Genomic DNA, 25,559 nt, shown 5'->3' on the forward strand with positions numbered 1-25,559 from the left:
AAGCACGTGTAGAGCAATGAACGCCCTCAAATCGATCATTAGCAAAGTTGCTACAGGTGCCACGCTGACCCGCGAGGAGACCGCAACAGCCTTTGAAATCATGATGTCGGGCCAGGCGACATCCTCCCAGATCGGGGGATTATTAATGGGGATGCGGGTACGTGGCGAAACCGTAGAAGAAGTCACCGGCGCAGCCTCGGCCATGAGGAGCAAAATGCTCCGGGTCAGTGCGCCCCCCGATCCTGTCGACATCGTTGGTACGGGCGGTGACGCTTCGGGCTCAGTCAACGTGTCGACATGCGCCTCATTCATCGTCGCCGGGGCCGGCGTTCCTGTGGCCAAGCATGGCAACCGCGCCGTGTCCTCACTATCAGGCGCTGCTGACGTCTTGGCCCGCCTCGGCGTGAAGGTCGACCTCCCGCCTGTAGGCGTTGCTCGTTGTGTGCACGAAGCTGGCATCGGCTTCATGCTTGCGCCCATCCGTCATCCGGCCATGCACCGTGTTGCTCAGATCCGAGCGGCACTTGGGACCCGCACGATCTTCAATCTAGTCGGCCCGCTCGCAAATCCGGCCGGAGTCAAGCGGCAGATCGTCGGAGTGTTTTCGCGGCGATGGGTGCAGCCCTTGGCGCAGGTGTTAAAGAACCTTGGTGCTGAGTCGGTGTGGGTGGTGCATGGCTCAGATGGACTCGATGAGATCACCCTCACCGGGCCGACGTTTGTTGCCGCGCTAGAGAGAGATGCGATCCGTACCTTCGAAGTCACCCCGGAAGAAGCGGGCCTCGCCCGCTGCCACAACGAGGCGCTGAGGGGCGGCAACGCCGATGCCAATGCAATCGCGCTGCAAAGCGTGCTCGACGGCATGCCAAGTCCGTACCGCGATGTTGCTCTTCTCAACGCCGCCGCGGCAATGATCGTGGCCGGCCACGCAAGCAGCTTGAAGGACGGCGTCGCCCTTGGGCAAGAATCCCTTAATAGCGGTGCGGCAGCCGCGCGATTGAAACACCTGATCGCGATCTCCAATGCTTGACACGGCCGATGTACGACATTTTGAACACCAACATCGAAGCCTACGAGCGCGAAGAGATTGCAGGCGCAAAGCGCGAGTTGCCTCTGCCACACGTCGAGGCGCTTACCGAGGTTGCCGGGTCACAGACGCAGCAGCCCCGCTTTCGAATCGACGGGAGCAGGATGCGCGAAAGGCCTCAGATCGCGAAGACCAGTGCGAAGCAGCCTGCCGAGACAATCGGCAAAGGCCGCGGCCGAAGCTTAGGTTCTCAATTTTGTGTGCACGCAACGCGTCAAAGGATAAGCAATGACGTCCCCACGAACGGTAGAAGCGCTCGCATCTATGGCAAAGATAGAACACATCATTCGGAAATTTCGGGAGGTCATCGATACAGACAGCTCCATCCCCCCAAATCTGCGGGGTACGCTGCACACAACACTCGATAAGCATCTTCTCGCTGCAAAAAAGCAGATTGTCGACGATTCCGGAATCCACTAGGTGCTCTCATGCCGCTGCGCGCGGAGAGCTGCTGACGCCCCCAAACCTCGGAGTGGCGTCATCTTGCGGGCCCGTGGGTGCCGGTGGTTCACCCGTACCTATACCGATGGCGACGACGAGTTCGTGAGCCACGGCTTACGCTTTTTGGCCCAGTCCTGCGCGAAGGCCTTGATGCCCGGAGTGCCTCAGGATCGTAGGGATAACGTCCCTGGAATACGGTCGGCTTCTGAAGGCTGAAGTGTGCAAGTACTATCTGGATGATATCGCCACAACGAAAACGCGGAAAACCGAACACCCTCCGAGGCAGATTATGAGGGGCCAGCTTTCTTCCGAAATGCACAATGTTCCGTCAATTCAAGCGACAGAGTTCAGGCAAGCCATACAAAATCTGCCGAGTGGCGTCGCCATCGTAACGACGGGAACGGCTGTCGGGCGGCGTGGTCTGACGCTCAGTTCTGTGACTTCGATCTGCATGGAGCCGCCCTGCGCGGTGGTCGGTATTAATGCCAGTTCCGAAACGCATGACGCGATATTCGCCAGACGCAGCTTTGGAGTGAGTCTTCTCGGCGGCGACCAGGAGGATCTCGCGCTACGCTTTGGCGGCCGGGAAGGTGTGAAAGGTCACCAGCGTTTCGATATCGCGCCATGGAGTCAGGGGGCTCCTCGACGTACCGCTTCTGCGAAGCGCACCTTGCGCGCTCGAGTGCGTTTTGCACGATCACAAGGTGATTGGCACGCATACCATCTTTGTCGGACGAATTATCGCGACCCGGCTCTGTCTTCACCGGCCGCGTTTCCGACGGCGATTTTACCGCGTCGCATCGCAAGACTCGACGGCCTCGGCGTGATGGCAAGGGCGCGCATACCCACTATGAGCAGCTCTACATTTCGTTATTTGAACCGCGTGGGCGGCTATAGCATCGGCTCTACCAGACGCTGCGATGATTGCTGCGCGACGCGATATCTGCCATCGCCATTTGCCGCCGTACGGCGGCGCGCTCGCGCATTCGCGCGGCTCGTTCTTCAGGGCAGGCGCCGCAGCTGGGGTGCATCTCGTGAATTGCGTTGGCGGGACAAAGGCACGCTATGGCGTGAGGGTCGAGTGCGGAAGACGTGGTACTGTGTATTTCTCGGTTGCGGCGACTTATTAAGCTTGGCATCGCGAGCTCTTCCACTTTTCCTATCGGCGTTGCCCGGTGAGCCTCGGAAAAATTTGATCCAGCGACAAGACCAAGGGGCTTGAATCGCACGTAACGTTAAATTGTACGATCTCAAGGTACACCAGTCTTGGGCTGGTCGAGATAAGGATTGCGAATGTTCGAGCATTTCAGAATCGCACCGCACCGTCTTACCTCGATCATCGCGACGGTGCGGCTTGCGGGTGGTCCTGATGGGCTCGACAATCTACGGCCGGCACCATACGCCTTCTCTGATCCACATCGCTGGAGAGCTGGTCAATTCAGAGGACGTCAACGTCACCCCTACCGCGCTGTGCGGCTCCCCCCGTTGCAGATTGGAAACCGAGTTCCTCCGCGGGCCGGGACACCCGTGGAGATCAGTTGAACCAAGGCGTTTTTGGTTCTGTTCGCTCAGCCCGCTTGGAGCTCGCACGGCGCCATCATCTCGGAAATGCAGGACGGTCGATCCGACCTCCGATGGTTCCAATCGGCTTAGGCGGCTTATGTCGGTCGGCTTGACCGGCGCGACAATCGCGAAAGATTGCTTCGCATTTCGGGGCAGCACGATGAAAAAACCCGACGGTGCCAAGAACGTTCTGTTGGTCGACCACACTGAAGGTCAATGCCGAGCCATAGTCGGCTTCAAAGATGAAGATTCCAGATCTCCCTATATGTGCGGTGAGCCTGTAAGTCGGAAACCTGAAGAAGATAACGTCATGGTGCGCTTATCACTACGCGCAGATGCACGCCAGCGCTGTCGGACAAAACGGAGCCCGTGACGAAGCGCCTCCGCCTTTACGCTTTAAGAGATTTACATCGAGCCCGGGCTGATGACGTCGTCAAGACCGTATGCTTCCGACTGAGATCGCTTGACTGCTCGCGTGCCTGAAGGCCATCCGATGCGATCTGATCGCGATCGAGAGCTTCCGAACGACTCAGGAGGTCAGGGGTTTAAGCAGTTTTGCAAGTACGTAGCGAACCTGAGCGAAAAGGGGACAAAGGTGGATCTTTGTACACTGATTGAGCGTAACGCGTCGTTTACTCCCGACAAACCCGCGATCCACTTCGACGGGGGCACCCTAAGCTACGCCGCCTTCACTCAAAGGATCGAGCAAATCGCTCGTGCTCTAAAACACCAGCTCGGCATCGAGAGAGGCGACCGCGTCGCGATCCTTGGCCTCAACCGGCCCGACTACCTGGCCCTGCTCTATGCCTGCGCGCGACTCGGCGCAATGCTCGTTCCATTAAATTGGCGGCTTACGGTCGCGGAACAGTTGTTCATCCTCTCCGACGCCCGTCCCAAAGTGCTAGTTCTAGAACAGGCCTTTGATGCGCTGCTACCAGCTCTGGCGAGGCAATTGCCCGATACCTTTGTTGCCGGGTTGGACTTTTCGCCTCTCGGCGGAAGCAAGTGGGACTGCCTGGTAGACCAGGGCCGAGGCGACGATCGCAATCAGCACACGGATCTGTCTTGCCCGCTTCTGATTGTCTATACTTCGGGTACCACAGGGCGGCCGAAAGGCGCTGTGCTGCGTCAAGAAGCGTTGCTGTGGAATGGAATTATGAGTCAGCACATGCATAACCTCGGCTCGACCGATCATGTCCTGACAGTCTTGCCGCTATTTCACGTTGGCGGCCTGAATATCCAGACCACGCCGGCGTTGCATCACGGCGCGACCGTCACCATTCACACGCGATTTACGCCCGAGGCGACGCTTGCTGCGATCGAACGCGACAGACCTACGCTGGCAGCGTTGGTGCCTGCCACGATGCAATTCCTAACCGACCATCCTCAGTGGCGGACGACGGACCTCTCCTCACTGAAGGCAATTTGCACCGGTTCAACGATGGTCCCGCAGCACCTTATCGAACGCTTTGTCGCGCGTGGGGTGCCAGTGCTGCAGGTTTACGGTTCGACCGAGACCTGCCCTATTGCTGTGTATACGAGGCTCGGCGGCGATCTTACGCGTAATGGCTCAAGCGGCCTGCCCGGCCTATGCTGCGAAGCTGCTATTCTCGATGATACCGGCAACAACTTGCAGGCAGGCAGCCCGGGCGAGATCGCCGTACGGGGCCCCAATGTCTTCAGCGGGTATTGGGGCGCTCAACAAGCAACGCGCGAGGCTTTGCACAACGGCTGGTATCTCACCGGTGACATCGGCCGCCGCGATGCCGATGGCTACTTTTGGGTTCATGATCGCAAAAGGAACCTGATCATTTCCGGTGGAGAAAATATCTACCCGGCGGAAGTAGAGCGCGCGCTTATGGAGCATCCCGATGTCGCAGACTGCGCCGTTGTCGGTCGACCCGATCCGCGCTGGGATGAGGTGCCGATCGCTTATGTGATCAGGCGGCCGGGGGTTCGGCTTGACGCGGAAGCATTAACGGCGCATGCAGGCTCACAGCTCGCCCGCTTTAAGGTGCCGCGCGAAATTATTTTCACGGAAGAATTGCCACGGACGGCGTTGGGCAAGATCCAGCATTTCGTGCTGAAGGGGCTTACACGATCAAGCCAGCACAACGACGGCGACTGAAGATTTCGATCGGGTTTGGCATTTCCTTTACCCCGCAGGCGTGGCCGCTGAGGGCCGCGAAAACCCCACGGGTCACCGCGTGTATGCGAACACGGCAGCTGCGAGTTGATCATTGTCGGCGCCTTTCCGTCGAATAACGTTGCCCCGAGGTCGCTGATGCCGCGGATCCTCATTATGAATGCCGGTACCGCGCAAATGTCGGGCTCTGATCTGGCGACAACCCAACTTTCGCTTGCCTCCAAGTCGGCTTGGTCTCCGTGTAGTTTGCACAGGAGGGAGATAGGGGGCCCGACCACAGTCCGGTTTTGGTAAGTCTAGGATTCGCCGACTGATATCTCTGGATGCTCGCGCAGTTTGAAAGGAGAAGCATTAGAACGCGTCATTTGAACCTCAGAAACGGGAGAGAACGCTGCATGGACGAGAAGGCAAGAGAGCTCAACAGAGCGGCACTCACAAGCGCTTCTCGGCCCATGCGCCTCCTTCTCGGTCTGCAGAGCAGACCGCCGAGCTGCACGACGCCAGAGTTGGCATGGTTCGGAATGTCTCTTGAAATGCTGCTGGCGGCATACATTGCCATCCTCTCACCGAATATCGCGATTTACGTCTCCTGCGCTTTGAACTTGCGAATCAGATCGCAAATGCCGTTGCAGTCGACGTATGTCGACGGTTCGCACGAGACGTCGTCCATGTCTTCAGAGGTGCCGCACTCTTCCAGGAAGTTAATAGAGGTGCTGAGCCGGAGCGACGTCGCCAGTTGGGGTACCCGTCCTCACTCAGCCGATATTCCGATCGTCCATCCCATCTCCGTTTTTGGCTCCTCGACGCCACCGGCGCCCGCGTCAGTTAGAGCTTTGCCCGTGTTGCTGCCGGCGTATTCTGGGACGTGATCGAACTGCCCATGCCGTCTTTGGGAGCGAAATTTGTATCAATCTTCCTATCAACCGATGAGTAGCGCGCCATTGGAGCCCGTCCGGGTTCAAAAGGAGAGATCGCTTTTGCGAACCTGCGTGGACGCTCGCCCTTGACGAGTGCTTGCAGCAATCCCCGTACCAGCGCCTTGCTGAATAAAGCTTCTGATTATGCCCGGAACAATTAGCGACCTGTCGATCGCGCAAGGCGTCTTGAACCTGACCTGACTTGTTCGGCAGTCCGAAACCGCACAACAAGCGCCGGCCTCATAGTGTTAGCCTCGGACATTGCTGTTGAGGAGCATGCGCCGAGCCAGATGGAATTGCTGGAACGCGGCCTCATTTTAATCGGACCGCATCGACCCGGGCCGAGAGTGCGAGATGGTCGTTACCGCTCTCACAGCGCGGAAAGCGATTATGCTTGCTCCAAGATCAGGGCGTTAGGGGTCACGGCGAGATTGGTCACCAGCATGCCAACGATCCCATTGGTAAAATGAAACCGGCTTTGACTCAGTCCAGAACAACTACAGTCTCGAGGCGCTTTATATCTGGATTTTCATTTATCAAGCGTCGGGTGAAATGCTCGTACTCTTCCATATTATATGCAGTCACCAACAGGATGAAATCAGCTTGGCCCGTGACGTAAAATCCGCTCATCACCTCCGTCATAGTGCGGATCCCCCGCTTAAAGCGATCAATGATGTCGGCGCGATCGCGCTCAAAGACAATGAGGACCAGCATAGTCACGTTTCAGCCGATCGCCCTTGGCGAAATGATTGAGACGTCTGATTCTATCACGCCCTCCTTTCGTAGGCGCTTTAGTCGGCGCTGAACTCCGGATGCAGATAGGCCAACTTTCGCGCCGAGTTCTTCACTGCTTAGGCGATTGTTGCGTTGAACGAGATCAAGAAGACGAGCATCGATTTTGTCGATTTCCACGGCTGCATTGCGGACTGTCGAGCGCGACCGCCTCGTCCAAGCATGCGACATAGTCCCATTGAGCGTCCCGGTCATCTCCAAACCTCCTCCCTAGCACCTCTACGAATGTACGTCTTCAGCCGACAATGCGCGCACTGACGAGTTGAAAGGCTCAAACCTTATCGGGCACAGCTAACCACGGGTTCGGGCCTTGCGCGCCCGGTCGGCTTGCGTCGCCTCTCCTAATTCCAATAAGCCGCTAAAGCTCTTTTCCTCACGGCGCTGTTTGTGGGGGTGAATTTGTCGGTACCGCACCTCTCTTGATCCCTGGCAGCTGATTGAACGTAGTCCTTTCGGGAGCGGACATGTGGGCGGCTTAGCGTCACCAATGGAGCGCCATTGGATTGACCTCGCGGGCGAGCTAGTGCGGGGTGAATTTCCTTCAGCTATGTCACATCGCGCCCGTGGGCGCGCAGGCCACACTGGCGGTTCTCGAAACCGATTAACGACAGCCCTCTTCCATAGGCAGGGCGGCTTCCCGCCTGCGTCCCGTCGTGTGATGATCGATCACTGGACGCAATAGATCAGGAAGCAGCGCGCCCGGTATCGTCCCGCTCGCACCAGCATCGAGATCTGGCATCATTGTAATGGCTTCCTCTCCGTCGAAGGGGCCTAGGATTGCCTCTCCTCCGGCGTCAGTCAACGTCCGCGGCTTCGCCGCGGCAAACGGCACCTCGATATTGAAATAACTAAAGCGCGGCATCTCCCGGGCAAGGCGCACCAGAAACGACATTGTTAACGTCACGCCACTTAGCAGCGCATTCAGGACCAGGATCGAAATCTTGGCCGCATCTGCGATACGGCCGAAACGATCGAGCATCGAGGGCGCGTCTGCGTTGAGGCTCACGCCGTGATAGGGCGGCATCAGCATCAGTAGGCTTGCGCCACGCGCGGCCGCATAGCGGGCGCGCTCGATTGCAAATGCTCCGATAACAGGAACTGCTCGGAACAATGAGCCAGAATGCAGATCCCATCGACGCGCTCGTCGATCATGCATTCGAGCACGCGGCGCTGCCCCTCAAGGGCAAGAACTCCGGTTTCCGTGAAAGCCGGTGCGACTGGGAAGAGGCGGCTATAGGCGTATTTCCTTGCATTTGGCATGAGCAAGCGTCCAACAAGCAGATGTCCTTGATGGGCAGATGTCTTTGGGCTCGCTCAGGTCATCAAGAACATTCGATGCCTCGAACAGATAATAGGATTCGAGAATGGTCCTCGCAGTGTTCGCCGCCTGCAACCGAAGGGCCGAACTGATCATCGGGCGTCCAGCCATCTGCTGCGAAGACTTCGTAGTTATTGTTCCAGAGGGTCCACCAGAAACTAAAGGCTGCGTCGGTGTAGCTCATGCCATAACCCGCTTCACTTTTCTCTTCCGATGCAGGGCATGAGCAATCCCCACGAGATCATTCCGGCTCTGCGGCAGCCTTTGCCGATGAGATCGGAGCGATAGAACTTTATCCCAGCGGTTGTCCGTGGATACGCGGTGTTTTTCGGTCAGCATTTTGGAGGTGACTCGAACTGTCCTGCTTCGGCCTTATGAGGCGCGGCCCTGCCCCGATCGTGATTATTCCAGATGAGGTCGCATTGGTCGCTGGCGTCCGAACTCAGCATCTGGGTAATTTTGGGAAAATATCCCTTGTAAGACGCAACCGTCTAATTCAGCTGCCAACTCAGACTTGTCGGTTTCTCGCGTATCGCGACGTGAACGGGTTGATTTACCTAACATATGCTGAGCGGTGTCTTCCGCTTGTACAGCTTTGGAAAAGCAGACGGCGCTAAAGGCTCCGCGGGAAGGAAACGCTAGCGAGCTTTTGTCTCAATCCCATGGGCTCCTCCCGTGGCCAAGGCATGCTTCTGAGCGAAGCTTGTTCTTGTTCAGCTGAGAGAAGGACACGACGCCCTATTATAGAGATCTTCAAATTGCCGGCCGTCTCAAGGATTCGAGTGCGCTGGCGTCCGCCAGTATCAGTCCCGTATAAATCCTTGTCCACTGGACTCCGGCTGGACACTTTCGGAATGAAGCTGAGGCATCGGCGATGGTCAGGCGCATCAGGGACAAGACGCTCGAAAGCCGCAGTGCGCGGCTGGACAAGCCGGTGCGCAAAACGCCCGTCTTGGTATCAATCGGACGAGGCCTGTCGATCGGTTATCGGAGGAACGAGACCGCCGGCACGTGGGTGTTTCGCAAAGCCGACGGATCGCGACTATACGGCCCCCCGGACACTCGGACCCGATTGTCGACTACAGCGCGGAGTGCAATCGATCTAAGCGCGTGCCATTACGAGGCCCCGATGCAAAACGCACTGTCGACCTCCAAGGTCGCACCGTGCCGTTGTATCTGAATCATGACCGATCCGGGGAGAACAACCCGCAGTAACCGATCTTAAGCCAAGCTCCGTCGTACCAGCAACGATTGACATAATCGAAATAGTCATTGCCGAAAGTCAGGATCACAAGAATTGTAACCGGCAGGCCCTCGCCGATCTGCGACAGACTGTACGCCCTGGCGCCACCCGCTCGATCGCATCGGCTGGACAGCCTGCGAACACCTCAATCTCGTGGCTAGCCACGATATCGATGATCTCTTCGCTCATGCCGGCGTCACAGTTTCTTGCTTGAAGGTATCAACTGCGGCCCGGGTCAGCCGAAAAACGCCACGACCACGGGACAGTGGGCGATAGGCAGAGCCGGCTCGGGCCTTGAGAACATTAAACCATTGGTCGGGCGTGAGCCTCGCCGGGCGCTCGCTGATCTGGATCACCCTGCCATTCGGGGCGAAGCGGACGTGAATGATGATCTGCGGATTCATATCGTTCCCGTTTTTTTGCCAGGTAGAGACCGTTGGGCTGCTCGATTGTGACGTGTTCAGTTTCGCCCCCTTTGGGGTGGACCTCGCGCCGCGACTTGAACTTCGCACCTGCATCGGTGCCGGGTGGCCCGTTCGGGTTGGCGGCGATAATCGCCCGTGTGTTAGGCCTCATACGTACTTCGGCATTGCCTTGAGCCACGTTTCGGACCAACAGTCGATGTCGGCAAACTCCGCCCGTGCGTCCGCGAGATTGATGGCATGGACGGTCTGAGAAACGAATAGGAGGAGGCGATTACCTCTTGCTCCCGCTCGATACTGAGCGCATTCAGGCCAAGCAGGAGCCCAATCGTGCGCTTGGAACCGCAACGCTATACTTGCGGCCAACATAGACCGCGAAAGCTCGTTCGAGCGTCTCAGTCGTCCACCGACTGGAAATTCGCTGCGAACACAATTGCGCTTCGACGGCAGAGAGTCGGCAACAATGATATCAGGATCCGAGAGCGGAATGGCATTCACCGCCTCCGCGTCATCGAGGCGATTCTCTGCGGGTCCAGTTCCGATCATCGCCCAACATGCCTTCTAGCCAGCACCAATCCAGTCGCTCGCGCCTGGTTGGCCGTAATCTGCATGCAGTGGTCCGATCCATCGATTAGATGCAGGTCAAACTGCGGAAGACGCCGGAATGGCCGCTCCGTCACATCCGACGCATCACATCGAACCAAGGTGAGCTGCGGAAAGCGGCGCCTTAGGTCAGCAACGGCGCTAGTGTCTATGTTAGCTGTCGCAAGCAGGCGTTCGATTTCGATCAATTGTTCTGTGGCGAGCGCCATTGTGGCTCCTATATGACTGCTGCCAAATGAGCATCACTGCCAGAACAGCCGCTCGGGATCCGTGTTCAATTCGTCGATCGCCGACGCCAGCCGGTGGAAAATGCTGTAAAATTTCCAGCTTCCTCGCGCATGATTCTTGAAGAACAGCTTCCAGATCCCGCTCACGGCATCGTAATGAAATAACGCGACATCGATCTGACCGCCATCGTTGTCGATATTGCGCGAGCAGCAGGGACTCTCAATGAGATAGCCAGCCTTTACCGGCGTCACACTCGGCGAGACATAGCGATAGTGCTTGCGCGAGATCAAAGCACGTTCGATCCGCTTGCGATCTAGCTCGTTCGGATGCGGGATCAGCCCGACCGGTACCTCTCTCGACACTCTCATTGCGAGAACATCCCCTCAAAAGACTGTGATCTCTTCTTCAAGACAACCAACGACCAGCCGCTCACCAAAATCTACAAGATAAATCGGCACGCTCGCTTCGGTATGCATTGCGACCCGGACAATCTCGCCGATAGCACCGGCGCCGACCAGGATCCGATCAGGCGGCGCGGTAGCAACTGACCCGTCATTGATGAGATTGACTGCGGCTTTCACGCGCTGGCCCGATCTATATTTTGGAACGCGCGGCTCTGTCATGACACAGCCACTTCCGGCAATGGCAGATCATCTACGCCCTCGTCGACCGGGTCGAGCTCTTTGCGCCCCATGCCGACGCGGTAGCCACTTTCAAGAAATTCGACACCGTAGATATAGAATTTCTGCAGGAACGTGCCGATGGAAACGAGATAACCCACGTCGCCCTTCTTGGCCAGAATGTCGCCGATCTCCTTGCCGCGAAAGGTGCCGTCATTGCGGATGGTACTGCTGGCCCGCACCTTTTCGCCGAAGCTGAACGCGGGCGGCCCGCTTAGCTGGACCACATCACTGTCGCGAACGATCATGTTCATGCACCGCCCCCTCGCGAACCTGCAGGGCGCACGGAGACGCGAGCAGAGGTGCTCTTCTGCAGCATATTGTCCTCGTCTGCGATGAGACATGCCGACTCGTCATCCGCGATGCGAATCGCCACTTCGTAGCGGGCATGCCGTTCAGGTTCGCGGTTCAGAGCGGTTACCGAATGAGGTGAAAGTCGCTGCGCGAACTCGAGGTGCACGGAGGTGTCGGGGTCGTTCACCGTGGCAAGCAGCCGCATACGTCGTGCCACCATGCGGCGAAACTCAATGGCCTCATCATTCATCAGCCAGCCAAGCCGGCGCGGCGCGATGCGCTGCGTCCCGATCCAACAGACGCAATAAAATGCAGAGCTTTGCCACCTCCGACGTCTTAGCCCAGCGAGTCTGTAGAAGTCGAAGCGGTAGAGCTCGATCGGGACAGAGGCCAACGTCTCTGCTTCGAGCAGGTGTTTTCGGCCACTCCGTCCAGATGATAGAAGAGCCCGGTCTGCCGTTGCTGATCCTCGGCTTCGGGTAGCAGACCTTCGTCGAGCCGCGTGTGCGCGATCAACGCTCCCTTGCTGCCTGATAGTGGAATGACTGGGTCCAGGTTCATGGGCAGCTTTCCTCCTCTGACAGGTGGCCCCTTCGACATTGCAAGGCGGTGCACCTGGCTCGGCGAAGAACAGGCCCGTCAGCACAGCGGCGTGGGTCAAATCGATGACAGCGCTGCTTAGTGGGCGCTCGGCATCGAGGCGCAACTTTGGACCGTTGCGCTCCATGACTTTCTTACGGGGCCCGCGGCGCCGCCTACGCACCGATGTTGGCGATCGATCCTGAGTAATCCATGGCCATGACAGGAAATTGCAAGTCGACGCCTGCGGCGCCGTCAATGCACACGGCGATACTCGCGACTTTGCAGTGACGGAGCTCGGCATGAAGTTCACGAGCACACCCCCTTTAGGCAGGCGCATGGTAACGCGGCACTGATGTGTCGATGACGCTGGTGTTTTCAACTGGACAGACAGCGACACACTGCGGCTCGTCAAAATAGACGCTGCATTCGGTGCACTTCTTGGGTTCAATTACGTTTCCAGCCTTCTCCGACATTGCAACATTCGGGCATAAGGGTTCACAAGCCGAGGAACTGGTACATTGCGAGGCGATGATCTTGAATGGCATAGATACAACCTCTTACGCGACCGAGATCAGCGGTTCTTGCCGGATCGCGGCGTCGCCGCGCTTGACGTGCCGGGTCTCACCGCTCTTGATTTTATGGAGATAGCCCCTGAACCAGCCGATCGCCGATTTCTCGATGGTATCGTGCGCGTATTGATCGACCGGCTCGATCCCAGCATTGATCAGAATGTCTCTTGGGCAGCCACCAAACTTGGCCACGAATACAGCATGGCAGTCGTTGATGGCGCGGATGATGCCCGCAAGCCGATCCTCATCGCCATATCCGCCCTGGCAGTAAACGTCGACACGACGGTGCCCGACGAGTTTGACGCCGGATGTCGAGAGTTCGTACACCTGGAACTCCCTAGCATGCCCAAAATGCTCATTAATGAGGCCCGAGCCTTTGGTTGCGACCGCGGCCAGAAGCTTGACCTCGCTCATTTCGCCAGCGAGTTCCGGAAACTCCTCCTGCCTGGTCGTGATCCTCGCCGCAGGCTCATCCTCAATCTTGGCCTGATAAGCCTTGCGCGTCTCGAGGTCATATTGAACGTCCATGGCCATGACCTTCTCTATGGTGAACTCGCTGCTGCGATCATCTCCGAGCAGGCCGACGGCGTCAGCGCGGTACTGGCGGCGATGCCGCATCATCTTTATCTGACCTTCACAAGCATCCTGAAGCGCCGCCAATTCCTGCGCTGTCGGGCCTCGCTGGCGTTTGAGCCCGAATGCTGTGCCGTGCTCGGGCGCGGAGATCTGTGGCATGATAAGTCGTTTTCGGATTGGCCAAGGCATCGCCGGGGCCGGCGATACCGAGCACGGTCAGCTGTGGAATTCTGGTGGCGACCGCGAGCAGCTTTCTCACCGCCTGCTCAGGAGTGAGCTTCTCACTAACAATACCCGGACGCGATTCATTGGCGCAGTCGTACTTACGATTGCAGTAGTTGCATTGAATATTGCAAGCCGGCGCGACCGCGACATGGATGCGAGCGTAATGATGATGAGTTTCTTCGCTATAGCAGGGAGGAGTCCTAACTTTGTCCCAGATTTCGGACGGCAGATCGCCTGGGGCAGTCTGTGACCCATAGCTCCCTTTGCCATTCTTCGAAGAGCTCCGGGAACCCTTATAATCGGTGATGACCCGCATCCCGCCGCTATCCTCAGCATCTTTGACATGTTTTCCGCGTCCGGCAACAGCGTTCATACTCAATTCTCTACCAAGTGTGCCCATGGCGACCAGCCTGAGCGGCCGCAGAACGAGAGTTAGCAACTCGCGTGCCATCTCGGATGGCGATGGCATTCCCGCCCTGTGAATGAGTTAGCTAGACGTGATCCGCACAGTTGCGCACGCGTCAGCGACAGTTCACACGTCGCAAATGCGACAGGCGTCGCGATTGTGACGGAGATGGCCGTTGGGTTCTCATTGAGCTCGCGTGAAATCTCCCAACCCGCACCGGTCGTTTGCGATGCGACCTCTTCCTACTAGCGGACCGGGGCGAGCAGCCCACTTTGCGTCGCTACTTGGCGCTCAACATCTCTATCGCGTGCGGGAGCCATATCGCGATCGGTGTCAGGTGTTGCTCGACCAGAAAGCAGAGTTCGTTGCGCGAGAGTGCTTGCGGATCGACGATCGCGTAATGGACGTCAGCCGAGCATTTGGTGATCTGCCGCGCATAAACAGCAAAAGCCGATCTGAAGCGACAGCCGATGAAGAGGAAGCTCCGTCCGTTCCGCCTTTCCTTGATGATGTCGGGAACTGGTGTCTGGATGTCGATTTCAGTCAGAACCTCAACATAATCAGCGTCAGTAATCAGAAAGCTCTTGACCGGCAGCACGCTGCCATGCGGCTTGCGCAGCACAGTGGGCCAATGGGCCCCGCAGCGGGACTTATACTCATATGTTCCAGCCTATTCGCCTTCATCTTCTTATAGAGCTTAAGTAGTTTAAGGCATCGTATCGCCTCTGAGATCAAAGACAATAATTCTCTTTTCGACTGCCGACTTGCCACCTTAGCCAGCTTGATGTGCCGGGCCATCCACCGGCGGAGATCGTGACAGTCCAGGTTGGTTGCGCCGGCCTCGTTAGCCAGCAGTTACTCTGCGGACCAGCCGGTTGAGCTCTTCGATGGCTGCACGCAGCAGCTTGCCGTCGGTCGGGAAGGTGACGGCTTTGGGCTGCACCGTGGTATCCACGGTGACCCGCTTGAGATCGCGCCTGCGCAGTGCCCCGGCGTCTTGCGCCACCCTCAGGCTCTCGGCCAGCAGAAGCTCGAGCTTGTCACCAAAGCGCTTGCGCCAATGGCTGAGATCCGAGCGCTCATGCGGAAACTCGTGCTGGAAAAACGCCTCGCCGGTGAAGTGCTGGGAATACGGATCATGGACCCAGCGATCGCACACGCCTTCGTCGGAGAGGCCATAAATGTGCTTGAGCAGCAGCAGCCCAACCACGAAGCGGGTCTCGATCCCAGGGCGGACCTTGTCGCTGTACAGCGGTGCAATCTGCGCATCGATCCAAGCCCAGTCGACCTTGCCGGCGAGCTGCACCAGCTCGTGCTTCATGTTGATGATCTGATCGAGCCTGGCACGAAACAGATCGCCTTCTTCCGTCGCTTTCGGCTTCTTCGGTCGCATCGGCTCCTCCGATACGGCCATCGAATCAGGCTTTGCGATTCGACGGAATCTCAAACTGCAAATTGCAGGCTTCCGATGCTCAAACCTATCAACGCCTGCAATCCGAAACGCACCAACGTCCGGAAACCCGATTCCTGATCAGCACCTTAGGCGTTGTTCACGGACGACGGTCTAAGAGGGATGTTTCAAGAACGAGACCGGGAGCGAATTGACGTGAGTCAATGCGAACCAAGCGTGTCGGCCATCGATCGCTTTATGCCGAGCGGCATCAGCGCTCAGATACTGTTGCCGTTGAGAGGCGGCGAGACTCCCAGGCACTCCGTCGCACTTGGCCGCGCCGGCGCCGTGGCCTCAGCCAACGGCTTAGGCGCCGAAAATCGAGGTCCATACATGAATGGCGCACTGCGGATCCCGGGATCTTGGACCTGATCGAAGCAACAGCACCTTTCCCCGATATGTGCTGAGATATCAGCACTTCTCGTTCCAGCTCTTCAATAAAAAGTTCGAAGCCCACAACGGCATCGAAAATTCTCCTTCGGCAACCTGATCGTCGGGCGCGGTCTTGATCGCCTAGATAGTCCGGTCTAAGAGTGCGGTGCGCACGTTCGGCTCTTAGAGGACCGGCGCCGCCCCAGTCGTTCAGGCTCGCGCCGACGTATTTCGACAGAATGGGATCGTGCCGGCACTGGCGATGGTAGCTCAGGAGCTCTCGTGTCCTCTGGCTGGACTTGGGGCGTGCTAGGGCGCGGCTCCATCAGTTCGAGCACCTCTCGTCCCTTGTCCGTGATGCGCCACCCTCCATTCACACGCTCGACGAGTCGCTGCGAAAAAAGGTCGAGCTCGGGCACGCGGGCGCCCATTCTCTTGGTGCGCGCCGCCCAATCGGGACCGCTCGTGGCCAAAATGGCCATGTCTCGCTTGAGATCCGGCATGGATGCGAACCCGTCCGGGTAGCTCACAAGGATCTTCAACACCGTGACCTGGAAATTCACATGAGCACTATCAGTGTTGTCCGCACCTACCGCCACATTGTTGGCGCAGAGCGAAGAGCTTCCATGCCGACCTGCCTAAGGCGGTCCGCCGTGATCTCACCTCTGTTGGCGGCGTCCAAGATCTTGGAAGCGACATGGGCCCGAGTGCCGGTTTCGCTGCGAGGCAGACCCTCGCAAACCTCCTCAAGAACAGCACGCAAAAGCGCAGTGGTCGTTGCGTCCAACACTTGGCGACTCCGCAAGGCGCAAAGAATGGTAGCACGAGGAAGCACGCTGAAACTTTCAAATGAACTATTAGCTGATTCCAAGACTATGAACTTCACCACAGTTGCCGTTGTTCGTTGATTGTCTGAGACGTCGCGGCCGTGTCCTACTCACGGAGGATAGTTGTGATGCTCTTGCTCCGCCACGCCAGTGCCGAGGAACCACCTCCGTGATGGAATTTCAGCCCCGGAGAGGCTCTTTTTGACGATTTTCATCGCGATGGCTGTCCTCACCGCGCAACATGAACTCATTTTCGTGGCGGCGCATCTTCAGCATCAATGTCGCGCGCTGAGGCTGATTGAGCTCACCCGATGCTCAACTGCGCGCACGGCCATTCGTAACTTGCCTTGAAATCCTTCATCCTCGTTGAAGCCAAGGTTTCGTTGCGCCGAGACCACGTTCTGGAGGCGTGTTGCATAGAGATTGATGATGGACCGCAGGGAGGTGGCTTCTTTCATCGGGTCATCTTCGCGCAAATCAGCCACGAATCCCTCGACAAGACTGAGTGCCCGAGCTGGCCCTCATGATTATCGGCATGCTTCCTGATCGATTCTTCACTGGGCTTGCGCTCAAATTCGGTTGCAATGTGTCCGGACTCCAGGAAGGTTTGTGACAATGATACGACATGATCCTTGAATTCGTTGCTGGCATTCGACTCCCCTTGTGCCACGCTCCCGTAGAGCATGGCGACAGCGCAGATTGCGCCTGTGACAATGCCCCCTGAAATCCCCGGCAGTGCCAGCTGTTCGCGTAGCCCAACGCGGAATCCGCGACGCGGTGATGATGTCCAACGAATTCCGATCGCGACTTTGCGCATTTTGCCCCTCAAATGACTTGTCCGGACGCGCCCGATGCTGGTTCGCACTGTCGCGACGCGCAGCTATCCTGCTAAATCGCCGAGCTCAATGTTTCTCTGCCGCTCGTTGACGAGCGCTGACTAATTTAGATTGATTTCCTAAATCCTGAAACCGAGCTATCGAGGGTACGGACGCGTACACCGAGCGAGTGTTCGATGGCCCAATGAACAGTACGCAAGTTCGAATATTCTCGCGAGAAACGCTTCAAGATAGCAGTTGCTGCGAACTTGGCGAAATCTTCGCACAAAAACTGCAAGATATCGCTGCGAACGCCTCCAATCCTCCCAGGTAAATGAGTATCCGATATCCGCTTGCACGATCTGACGACGTTTCGTGCAAGATTGGAGTTCCCAGTGAGTTCATTTACTTGCCGAGCTCCTATTCAGTGCCCTTCGGGGCGTTTCCTCCCTGACTCGGCCGCGCGGTATCTCGCGCGGCCTTTTTTCGCGATCGACGAAGACCTGTTTGCTCGGATTTGAAAACCTCCAGGAGCAACGCGACGACCCCGACCGCCGCCGCACAAACCCACGCAAGGCTCGTCCATCCTGCGCTAGCGTCTGAAGGACCCGTCACTTCTGCGGGAGGCCTGCTAAATTGATGGCGCCTGAGTCGGCTCACCTCGCCTTTCGGTAAAAACAATCTGGCGATCGGCATTGAGCTCGCCAAACTGCCGCAGCTCTCGGCCGACGGCTGCACGAGAGCCGTGGAGGCTGCTGAACGAGCGCTCCCTGCATGGGCTAAGCTCACAGCCAAGCAACGTTCCAACATCCTGCGCAAATGGTACGAATTGATCGTCGCCAATCGCGAGGATCTCGCGCTAATCCTGACCTCCGAGCAGGGCAAGCCGCTCTCCGAGGCGCTAGGCGAAGTCGATATCGGTGGCGCCTATGTCGAGTTCTACACCGAAGAGGCGCGCCGCATCTATGGCGAAACGATTCCCTCGCCGCGCCCGGATGCAAGGCTGCTTGCGATCAAGCCACCGATTGGCGTCTGCGGCGCCATCACGCCGTGGAACTTCCCCAACTCGATGATCACCCGCAAGGTATGGCCGGCGCTCGCCGCAGGCTGCACCGTGGTGCTGAAGCCAGTCAGTGGCCGCGCTTGCGCTCGCAGCCCTCGCTGAGAAAGCCGGCGTGCCCAAGGGTGTCTTCAACGTCTTCACCGGAGATTCGCGACCGATCGGCGAGGTTTTGTGCGAGCACGCGGCCGTGCGCTTTGTCGGCTTCACCGGCTCGACCGAGGTCGGCAAGATCCTCTACCGTCGGGCCTCCGTCGGCCTGAAGAAGCTCGGCCTCGAGCTCGGCGGTAAGGCGCCTTTCGTGGTGTTCGACGACCCGACATCGATGCCGCCACCGAAGGCGCCATCGTCTCCAAATACCGCAACATGGGCCAGACCTGCGTCTGCGCCAACCGCCTCTACGCACAAGCAGGCATCTATGAGGAATTCGTGCAGAAGCTCTCGACGAAGGTCGCGGCGATAAAGATCCGCGAGGCTGCGGTTCGTGCCTGCACACTGTCCATGAGCGGCGCGATCGCGGCGGTTGTGCTCAGTCATAATTCGGTCTTGGCAGCCGCAGCTCTGGTTTTGGCGGGCGCCGTATGGACGTGGACGCTGTTCAACATTGGCGAGCAGCTCTCCGCCCCGCGCTGGGTTGCGGGCCAATCCGTTGCGGCTTGGTAGGCTGCGTTCTCTGGGGGCCTCGCAGTTGGCAGTTGGGGCTGGGGGCGCCTCACCGATGCCGTAGGTGTCGACATCACGCTGCTCGTCTTTGCCGGACTGATGCTGCTCTTGCCGCTGCTTGGGCGCTGGCTGCGCATGCCGGCCATCACCGATGCGGGGATGACGCCGACATGCTTGCCGATCCTAAGGTGCGGCTCCCGCTGACCTACCGGAGCGGCCCACTGGTAGTTGAGCTCGAATATCGGGTGGCCTCGGAAAATGCGCGAGCCTTCCACAACCTCATGTAGGATGTGAAGCTCTGCCGGCGGCGCCTATGGTTGGTCAATTTGCGCATGATATCGCCGACCCCGAGCTGTGGACCGAGCGCTAGATTGCCCTACATGACTCAATATTTGCGCCAACGCAACCGCTGGACCAGTCGGAGCGCGCATTACACGAGAAGGCCATGGCTTTCCATATCGGGCCTGAGCCCCTGCGTATCCGTCGTATGCTGGAGCGCCCGTTTGGATCGGTACGCTGGAAGAATGATGTGCCCGACCGCGCCGCGAGTGAGCTCTAGCTGCTGGTTGAGAGCGCGGCGCAGGCACTAGCTGTCGTCCCTTCCATCGCACCCGCATTCAAGGACCCCGGGCACGTTGACGCCCTTGCGCTTGGCTAAGCCTTCGCCGTCAATCAAGTTGGGTAGAGGACTTCCACCTCCAAGCTGTCGCTCATACTCGGCACACAAAAAGGGCCACTCTGATGAGCGGCCCAAGTCTGCGACGAAACGTCCCGTAGGGGACCTCTAGGATCAGGCCGCAGCCTGTTCGATCGGCGAGAAGGGAAGACCAAGGCTCTCGGCGACAGCCTTATAGGTTAGCCGGCTCCGATAGACATTCAGGCCTGCGCGCAGATGCGGATTTTCGAGCACAGCTGCAAATCCTTTACTGGCGAGAGCCAAACCAAAAGGCAGCGTAGCGTTGTTGAGTGCCTGGCTTGAGGTGAGCGGCACAGCTCCCGGCATGTTTGCGACACAATAGTGGATAACGCCATCCACCTCATAGGTTGGATCGGCATGTGTCGTCGCCCGCGATGTCTCGAAACATCCGCCCTGATCGATCGCTACGTCCACGATCACGGAGCCTTTGCGCATCGAACTCAACATAGCGCGGCTGACCAGTTTCGGCGCGCTCGCGCCAGGAACGAGAACGGCACCAATGACAACATCCGCCGCAAATACCTCTTCTTCAACGGCGTCGATCGTCGAGAATCTGGTACGTACTCGCCCTTCGAACAACTCATCCAGTTCGCGAAGCCTGGGAATTGAACGGTCGAGGATCGTGACCTCAGCGCCCAAGCCTGCCGCCATCCGTGCAGCGTGAGTGCCGACAACGCCCCCGCCGATCACCACAATGCGAGCGGGTGGCACGCCCGGTACCCCGCCAATCAGCAGTCCCCGTCCGCCCGCGTACCGCTTCAGCGCCGCACCCGCGGCTTCAATCGCAAGTCTTCCCGCAACCTCGCTCATAGGGGCAAGCAGTGGAAGGCCACCGTGCGCGTCGGTCACAGTTTCATAGGCAATTGCGGTGCAGCCAGACTTCATGAGGCCCTTCGCCTGCTCCGGATCCGGAGCCAAATGCAGATAAGTGAAGAGGATCTGGTTTTCTCGAAGCTGCGTCCATTCGGAGGGCTGTGGCTCCTTGACTTTCACGATCATTTCGCTCGACGCGAATACCTCGCGAGCAGAGGTCGCAATCGTCGCGCCAGCTTTGCGGTAGTTATCATCTGTCGCGCCAATCCCGGCGCCGGCGTTGCTCTCGACCAATACGCTGTGGCCAGCTGCAACGTATTCGCGGACGGCCCCAGGCGTCAGGCCGACGCGGTATTCGTGCGTCTTGATTTCCTTGGGAACACCGACCTTCATTTGCAATCTCCTTGGTGAGCAGCTCGTTGTAATCGGAAGAGCGGTACAAACCTGCGAGGCGAGAAGACAAATAGCGCAGTAATCCGGCGATCTTCCCCGCCTGCTTGCAGGATTTCGAACAGACGACCGAAGACCGCCGAGTTGGCAGGGATGCTACCACAGGGTGGCAAGACCTGATGCGGCCCCGGCAGCCAAACCAGGCGCTCGTGATCAGGATTGATCTACGCCGGACTGGATCGACTTCTTCGTTGTTTTGCCTCATTCGCAACGATGCTCGATTCGCTAACACGAGTAGCGCTTGCGAGGGAGGCCCGCGGATTCATCAAAGATGGATCGGGTTTTTCAAAGGTTTGCTGAACGATTGACCGAAAGCACGCATCGAGACGCAGCTCAGCAGAGCATGGCTGAGGTCGCCGCTGCACTCAAACTGTCGTGCTTCGCATATCTCGCTCTTCCCCGCGAGCCAGGCAGTGCTCCCAACCTGATCTCGACATATCCCCCCTCCTGGACCGCCATCTATCTGCAGCGCGGCTACGAATCCGTCGATCCGGTGGTACGTCGGGCAATGCGCCAGCCTAAGCCCTTCCGATGGGGGCTTGGATTTGAAGCGCGAAATCGGTCGTAGTCCGAACGCGCTTTGTTCGAAGAAGCCGAAAAATTTGGGATTCGCTGCGGGTTTACATTTCCTATCCACGATGACAAGGGCGCAATCGCCGCGCTGAGCTTTGCAAGTGACGAGCGTCGAACTGGTTTCGAGCGCGCGCTTGTCGAGCACGCCCAGAGCCTGCGATTAATCGCAACGTTTTCCATGAGCATGCAAAACGCTTCTGGACGATTGATCGCATGATCGGCGGCGTGGTGCTGTCTCCTCGCGAGTACCAGTGTCTCGAATGGTCCGCGCGCGGTAAATCGGCTGGGGAGATCGGGATCATTCTCGGCATCGCAGAGCGAACCGCGGGATTTCACCTGGACAACGCCCGTGCGAAGCTCGGTGTCAGCTCGCTTCGTCAAGCGATCGTGCTATTGACCGAATCAAAATCTCGAAAATTAAACACCGGCCTTCCATAAACACCTGTGGAACTGCACAGGATGCGTTTGCCTAGCATTACAGTTGCCGTTTTGCTTTGAGATGCGCGCGCTGAGCGGCAGCCTGGTGAGCTCTGCGCCAGAATGACCATGCGATGACATGCGCGGGTTGGATCCGCTTTCGAGCAAGCCTGATGGCGATGCGGCGGATTTCCTGGATTGACCAACGGATCAGCGGCGGCGTGGGTGTGCTTTGGCTTTTGCCGGGGGGCGGCGTTTGGTTTTTTTGGGCGGTGGCGGATTGGCGCGATGGCGGATCGCCGCCATCATGGCGAAGGCGAGCATCACCAGGGACACGTGGCGATGCCAGCCATGCCAGGACCTGCTCTCGTTGTGATCGAGCCCGAACTCGTTTTTCGCGGTTTCAAAGCTGTCCTCGATCGCCCATCGATGGCCTTCGACCGCGACCAGCGTTTCAATTGATGTTCCCGCTGGGCACCAGGTGGTGAAGAAGGCGAGATCGCCATCGGCGATATGGCGACGGATCAGCAGACCGCGCGTCCATAAACCATCATTTGCGCTGTTGAACTGCTCGACCTCGAGATCGGCCAGTTCGAGATAACACCAGTCATGCAGCCTCGGTCCTTTGGTTCCGGCTCCCGCCGACAAGCGCTTCCAGTCGGACGGGCGCCGCGTCCGGGCGATGTCTTCGGCCTTGCCGGCGACCGGCTGTCGCTTGCCCCAGGATCGGAAGACATGAGAGCTGCTGACCCCGAGCACATAGCCTTTGCCTGCCCGCCGTAGCTGCTGTTCGATATCGCCAACACCGTAGACCGTGTCACCGGCAACCCACTTGAATGGTACAGACGCGGCTATCGCACGTGCGATCATTCTCGTCGCAAGCTTTGGTTTGGTCGCAAAGCCGACATCGGCAGGCACATATGCGGCTTCCAGACGATCTGGATCGTCAGTCCATTCCTTCGGAAGATACAACGCGCGATCGATGAACGCATGACCATGACGCGAAACGTAGGTAGCGAAGACGCCGATCTGGCAGTTCGTAATCTTCCCTGCCGAACCAGTGTATTGCCGTGCCACTCCGCATGAGGCCTTACCCTGCTTGAGAAAGCCGGTCTCGTCGATCACCAGCACCGCATCGTCATCCGCCAAATGCTCGATGACATAGTCGCGGACGATATCGCGCAGGGCATCAGCGTCCCAATCTCCACGACCCAGAATTGCCTGCTGACGCCATGGGCCAGGATCGCCAGCCGCCTCCGCGCGCATCCAGCCGGTCTTGCGCTGCTCATCTCCGAGCAGACCTTCCAGGAACAAGCCTGCATTCGTCGCCACACGCTCTTGCGTGAACAACGGACGTATCCGTTGCTTGATCTCTCGAAGCGACGCCGCCCACAACGCAAGCGTCTCCTCAACCGACGCGGCCCGCGTCCACGACATTCGAATCATGGTTGCCCATGGATTCAGAAGCCCGCAAACAAAGCAACTGTAATGCTAGGCCTCTCTGCTTAGTTGCCGAAACGAAGCAGGGAGGCAAAAATGATGCAGCTCATCACGCCGGAATACTGGGAATTCCTCCACGGTCTCGCCGAGATGCACCGGCTGCGCTACCGCGTTTTCAAGCAGCGCCTGGATTGGACCGTCGAGGTCAGCGGCGACATGGAAGTCGACGAGTTTGACGTCCTTCGACCGGTGCATCTACTGAACCGCTCGGGAGCCGGACGTATTCAAGGTTGCGTCCGACTTTTGCCTTCGACCGGTCCAACCATGCTGAGGGACACCTTCCGATCCTGCTGGACGGGCAGCCGGCGCCACGAAGCGATCGGATCTGGGAGAGCAGCCGATTCGCGCTCGATGTTCCCGCGGATGCGCCGAAGGCGAGCGGCGGACTTGCTGCTGCCAGTTACGAGCCGTTTGCGGGTATGATTGAATTCGGCCTTTCCATTGAATTGATCGAAATCGTCACTGTGACCGACGCCCGCATGGAGCGCATTCTTCGCCGGGCCGGATGGCCCCTTCGCAGAGTGGGAAAAGCTCGCCCTCTCGGAAACACCACGGCGGTTGCCGGGTACCTGGAGGTCTCGCCCGATGCGTTGGACCGCATCCGCAAGGCGGGGCACATCTCGGGACCGGCGCTCTGGGCTCCGGTCATTCAAGCGGCTGCCTAGGTTCTGGAAGCAAACCCAATCGCAGCATCGCTGCAGATTGGTGCGGAAGGCCGCTCTTCTCTCTCAAGACTTGCGATGCACAAGCCACGTCGAACACGACCGTCACTTCAAGCCAGTAAAGCGCTCGAACTGAAACACCTGAGATCGGCCGTGGCTGCGGCCGATTGCGGGAGCGTTCGTGGAGCCGCCGAGTTGCTGAGGTCCCAACAATCGAGCCTCAGCCGAACAATCAGCGAGTTTGAGCACCACTTGGGCGTTCCAGTTTTCGAGCGCTTCAGCGGAGGTGTGCGCCCAACGCGGCCCGGCTGCGACGTCCTTCGGTTGGCCAGAACCATCCTGGAGGAATTCGACGCACTCATCGCAACCGCGCGATCCGTTCACAACAGCGAAACCGGCCGTCTGAGCGTCGGTTTCTGCACATCGCTTTCGGCCGGCAATCTGCGAGCCTCCTTACTTGAGTTCAAGGAGCGGTTCCCGCAGATCGCGCTTGCGAGGTTGAACGATCAAGAACACGTTTAGTAGCGGCACTCCGCAACGGACCGCTTGATCTCCTGATCGTCACGGGGAGCTTGCCGTTTTTGGACACTAAAGCCATGTCTCTGTGGAGCGAGCGTGTTCTCGTTGCCTTGCCTCATGACCATCCTCTCAGTTCGCGCGAGACTGTCTGCTGGACCGACCTGCGCGGCGAGACGGTGCTGCTCAGCCACTACGACCCCGGAAGGGAGCTCGAATATCTTCTGGTTTCCAAGCTCGTCTCGCCTGAGGTCCGCCCAAAAATCGAGCGCCACGACGTCAGTCGCGGCATCATCAAAAGCCTGATCAGCATGAACACAGGAATAAGCCTCGTGCTCGAGTCCGACATAGGCGCGAATTTGGCGGACCTTGTCTACCAAGAGCTGCGCGATGGCGCGGGTGCGAGCCGCTATTCCTCGCCTTCGATCGGTCGCTGACGCGCGCGGCGCGCTTTCCGGAAGCTCCTGTCGGCCGCCATGAACCGGGCCAGCATGGGCGCGATAAGCTTGGCCGGATCTCCGATCGGCTGAGCGGTCTCCTGTGCAAGGATCTGGGCATATGCCACGAGATCCCTGTGCACGCTCGCGGGCAGTTCATGCGTAATCTTGATCGGCTTGTCGTCTTCGATTGCTCCGAGCTTAAGCTTTGCCAT

General features: G+C 58.4%; 22 protein-coding genes and 9 pseudogenes. 11 read left to right on the forward strand and 20 right to left on the reverse strand.

Going from position 1 to position 25,559, the window contains the following annotated elements; translation table 11 throughout:
• The first annotated feature begins 16 nt into the window (after positions 1-16).
• The 5 genes and pseudogenes from trpD (at position 17) to IVB18_RS42910 (ending at position 5,219) form a co-directional block, all read left to right on the forward strand.
• A complete protein-coding gene (gene trpD / locus IVB18_RS42895; protein WP_247986134.1) occupies positions 17-1,030 on the forward strand; it encodes an anthranilate phosphoribosyltransferase in 1,014 nt (337 codons plus the stop codon).
• Between the two features lie 811 nt (positions 1,031-1,841).
• Positions 1,842-2,099, forward strand: a pseudogene (locus tag IVB18_RS51520) (flavin reductase family protein); the annotation flags it as partial.
• Between the two features lie 118 nt (positions 2,100-2,217).
• Entirely contained in the window at positions 2,218-2,355 is a 138-nt protein-coding gene (locus IVB18_RS51525; protein WP_253076229.1) for a hypothetical protein, read from the forward strand.
• Positions 2,291-2,425: pseudogene (locus IVB18_RS42905) on the forward strand (M20 family peptidase); the annotation flags it as partial. The gene IVB18_RS51525 and the pseudogene IVB18_RS42905, both read left to right, overlap by 65 nt.
• 1,261 nt (positions 2,426-3,686) lie before the next feature.
• Positions 3,687-5,219: a long-chain fatty acid--CoA ligase gene (locus IVB18_RS42910; RefSeq protein WP_247991869.1), complete on the forward strand. Its 1,533-nt coding sequence runs from the start codon at positions 3,687-3,689 to the stop codon at positions 5,217-5,219.
• Between the two features lie 1,418 nt (positions 5,220-6,637).
• Here the strand turns inward: IVB18_RS42910 and IVB18_RS42915 are convergent.
• From IVB18_RS42915 to IVB18_RS42995, 17 genes and pseudogenes are all read right to left on the reverse strand, one after another.
• Positions 6,638-7,066: pseudogene (locus IVB18_RS42915) on the reverse strand (Lrp/AsnC family transcriptional regulator).
• 481 nt (positions 7,067-7,547) lie between these two features.
• Complete coding sequence (locus tag IVB18_RS42920; RefSeq protein WP_247986135.1) at positions 7,548-7,976, reverse strand: hypothetical protein; 429 nt, start codon at positions 7,974-7,976, stop codon at positions 7,548-7,550.
• A gap of 292 nt (positions 7,977-8,268) precedes the next feature.
• Positions 8,269-8,448 carry a hypothetical protein gene (locus IVB18_RS42925; protein ID WP_247986136.1) on the reverse strand — a complete coding sequence of 60 codons (180 nt, stop codon included), beginning with the start codon at positions 8,446-8,448 and terminating at the stop codon, positions 8,269-8,271.
• Between the two features lie 1,244 nt (positions 8,449-9,692).
• Positions 9,693-9,911, reverse strand: a complete 219-nt coding sequence (locus IVB18_RS42930) for a hypothetical protein (RefSeq protein WP_247319892.1) — start codon at positions 9,909-9,911, stop codon at positions 9,693-9,695.
• A gap of 560 nt (positions 9,912-10,471) precedes the next feature.
• Positions 10,472-10,741, reverse strand: a complete 270-nt coding sequence (locus IVB18_RS42935) for a DUF6129 family protein (RefSeq protein WP_247986137.1) — start codon at positions 10,739-10,741, stop codon at positions 10,472-10,474.
• A 33-nt stretch (positions 10,742-10,774) separates the two neighbouring features.
• Positions 10,775-11,128, reverse strand: a complete 354-nt coding sequence (locus IVB18_RS42940; protein WP_247560494.1) for a DUF3024 domain-containing protein — start codon at positions 11,126-11,128, stop codon at positions 10,775-10,777.
• A gap of 15 nt (positions 11,129-11,143) precedes the next feature.
• Entirely contained in the window at positions 11,144-11,383 is a 240-nt protein-coding gene (locus IVB18_RS42945) for a nitrogen fixation protein NifZ (protein WP_247986138.1), read from the reverse strand.
• Complete coding sequence (locus tag IVB18_RS42950) at positions 11,380-11,694, reverse strand: nitrogen fixation protein NifZ (RefSeq protein ID WP_247986139.1); 315 nt, start codon at positions 11,692-11,694, stop codon at positions 11,380-11,382. The genes IVB18_RS42945 and IVB18_RS42950 overlap by 4 nt, the downstream gene beginning before the upstream one ends.
• Entirely contained in the window at positions 11,691-11,984 is a 294-nt protein-coding gene (locus tag IVB18_RS42955) for a hypothetical protein (RefSeq protein ID WP_247986140.1), read from the reverse strand. The genes IVB18_RS42950 and IVB18_RS42955 overlap by 4 nt, the downstream gene beginning before the upstream one ends.
• Positions 11,985-12,639: 655 nt before the next feature.
• Entirely contained in the window at positions 12,640-12,861 is a 222-nt protein-coding gene (locus tag IVB18_RS42960) for a ferredoxin (protein ID WP_247986141.1), read from the reverse strand.
• Positions 12,862-12,873: 12 nt separating this feature from the next.
• A pseudogene (locus tag IVB18_RS42965) lies at positions 12,874-14,059 on the reverse strand (NifB/NifX family molybdenum-iron cluster-binding protein).
• 313 nt (positions 14,060-14,372) lie between these two features.
• Positions 14,373-14,717, reverse strand: a pseudogene (locus tag IVB18_RS42970) (SIR2 family protein); the annotation flags it as partial.
• A 222-nt stretch (positions 14,718-14,939) separates the two neighbouring features.
• Positions 14,940-15,485, reverse strand: a pseudogene (locus IVB18_RS42975) (transposase); the annotation flags it as partial.
• A 584-nt stretch (positions 15,486-16,069) separates the two neighbouring features.
• Complete coding sequence (locus IVB18_RS42980) at positions 16,070-16,477, reverse strand: hypothetical protein (protein WP_247986143.1); 408 nt, start codon at positions 16,475-16,477, stop codon at positions 16,070-16,072.
• Between the two features lie 26 nt (positions 16,478-16,503).
• Positions 16,504-16,704, reverse strand: a complete 201-nt coding sequence (locus tag IVB18_RS42985) for a hypothetical protein (protein WP_247970971.1) — start codon at positions 16,702-16,704, stop codon at positions 16,504-16,506.
• 312 nt (positions 16,705-17,016) lie between these two features.
• Positions 17,017-17,199, reverse strand: coding sequence for a hypothetical protein (locus IVB18_RS42990; protein WP_247986144.1), 183 nt, complete (start codon positions 17,197-17,199; stop codon positions 17,017-17,019).
• On the reverse strand, positions 17,196-17,558 hold the full coding sequence (locus IVB18_RS42995; protein ID WP_247986145.1) for a hypothetical protein: 363 nt from the start codon (positions 17,556-17,558) through the stop codon (positions 17,196-17,198). Before IVB18_RS42995 ends, IVB18_RS42990 begins: the two co-directional genes overlap by 4 nt.
• A 597-nt stretch (positions 17,559-18,155) precedes the next feature.
• Here IVB18_RS42995 and IVB18_RS52080 point away from each other — a divergent pair.
• Positions 18,156-19,838, forward strand: a pseudogene (locus IVB18_RS52080) (aldehyde dehydrogenase family protein).
• Between the two features lie 231 nt (positions 19,839-20,069).
• Here IVB18_RS52080 and ald read toward each other — a convergent pair.
• Positions 20,070-21,182, reverse strand: coding sequence for an alanine dehydrogenase (gene ald / locus IVB18_RS43010; RefSeq protein WP_247986146.1), 1,113 nt, complete (start codon positions 21,180-21,182; stop codon positions 20,070-20,072).
• 400 nt (positions 21,183-21,582) lie between these two features.
• Here ald and IVB18_RS52085 point away from each other — a divergent pair.
• Positions 21,583-22,029: pseudogene (locus IVB18_RS52085) on the forward strand (autoinducer binding domain-containing protein).
• Complete coding sequence (locus IVB18_RS52090; protein WP_346732595.1) at positions 22,026-22,250, forward strand: helix-turn-helix transcriptional regulator; 225 nt, start codon at positions 22,026-22,028, stop codon at positions 22,248-22,250. Before IVB18_RS52085 ends, IVB18_RS52090 begins: the two are co-directional and overlap by 4 nt.
• Before the next feature lie 189 nt (positions 22,251-22,439).
• On the opposite strand, the gene IVB18_RS43020 is transcribed toward IVB18_RS52090, so the two are convergent.
• Positions 22,440-23,675 carry an IS701 family transposase gene (locus IVB18_RS43020; protein WP_247983558.1) on the reverse strand — a complete coding sequence of 412 codons (1,236 nt, stop codon included), beginning with the start codon at positions 23,673-23,675 and terminating at the stop codon, positions 22,440-22,442.
• 90 nt (positions 23,676-23,765) lie between these two features.
• Here IVB18_RS43020 and IVB18_RS43025 point away from each other — a divergent pair.
• From IVB18_RS43025 to IVB18_RS43035, 3 genes and pseudogenes are all read left to right on the forward strand, one after another.
• Positions 23,766-24,394, forward strand: a pseudogene (locus IVB18_RS43025) (acyl-homoserine-lactone synthase).
• A gap of 150 nt (positions 24,395-24,544) precedes the next feature.
• A complete protein-coding gene (locus tag IVB18_RS43030) occupies positions 24,545-24,913 on the forward strand; it encodes a LysR family transcriptional regulator (protein ID WP_247986147.1) in 369 nt (122 codons plus the stop codon).
• A gap of 35 nt (positions 24,914-24,948) precedes the next feature.
• Positions 24,949-25,344, forward strand: coding sequence for a LysR substrate-binding domain-containing protein (locus IVB18_RS43035; RefSeq protein ID WP_247991870.1), 396 nt, complete (start codon positions 24,949-24,951; stop codon positions 25,342-25,344).
• Here IVB18_RS43035 and IVB18_RS43040 read toward each other — a convergent pair.
• On the reverse strand, positions 25,317-25,559 hold the full coding sequence (locus IVB18_RS43040; RefSeq protein WP_247560515.1) for a DUF2274 domain-containing protein: 243 nt from the start codon (positions 25,557-25,559) through the stop codon (positions 25,317-25,319). The two genes, IVB18_RS43035 and IVB18_RS43040, sit on opposite strands and share 28 nt — an antisense overlap.

Origin of the sequence: Bradyrhizobium sp. 186, assembly GCF_023101685.1 — a bacterium.
GTDB lineage: Bacteria > Pseudomonadota > Alphaproteobacteria > Rhizobiales > Xanthobacteraceae > Bradyrhizobium.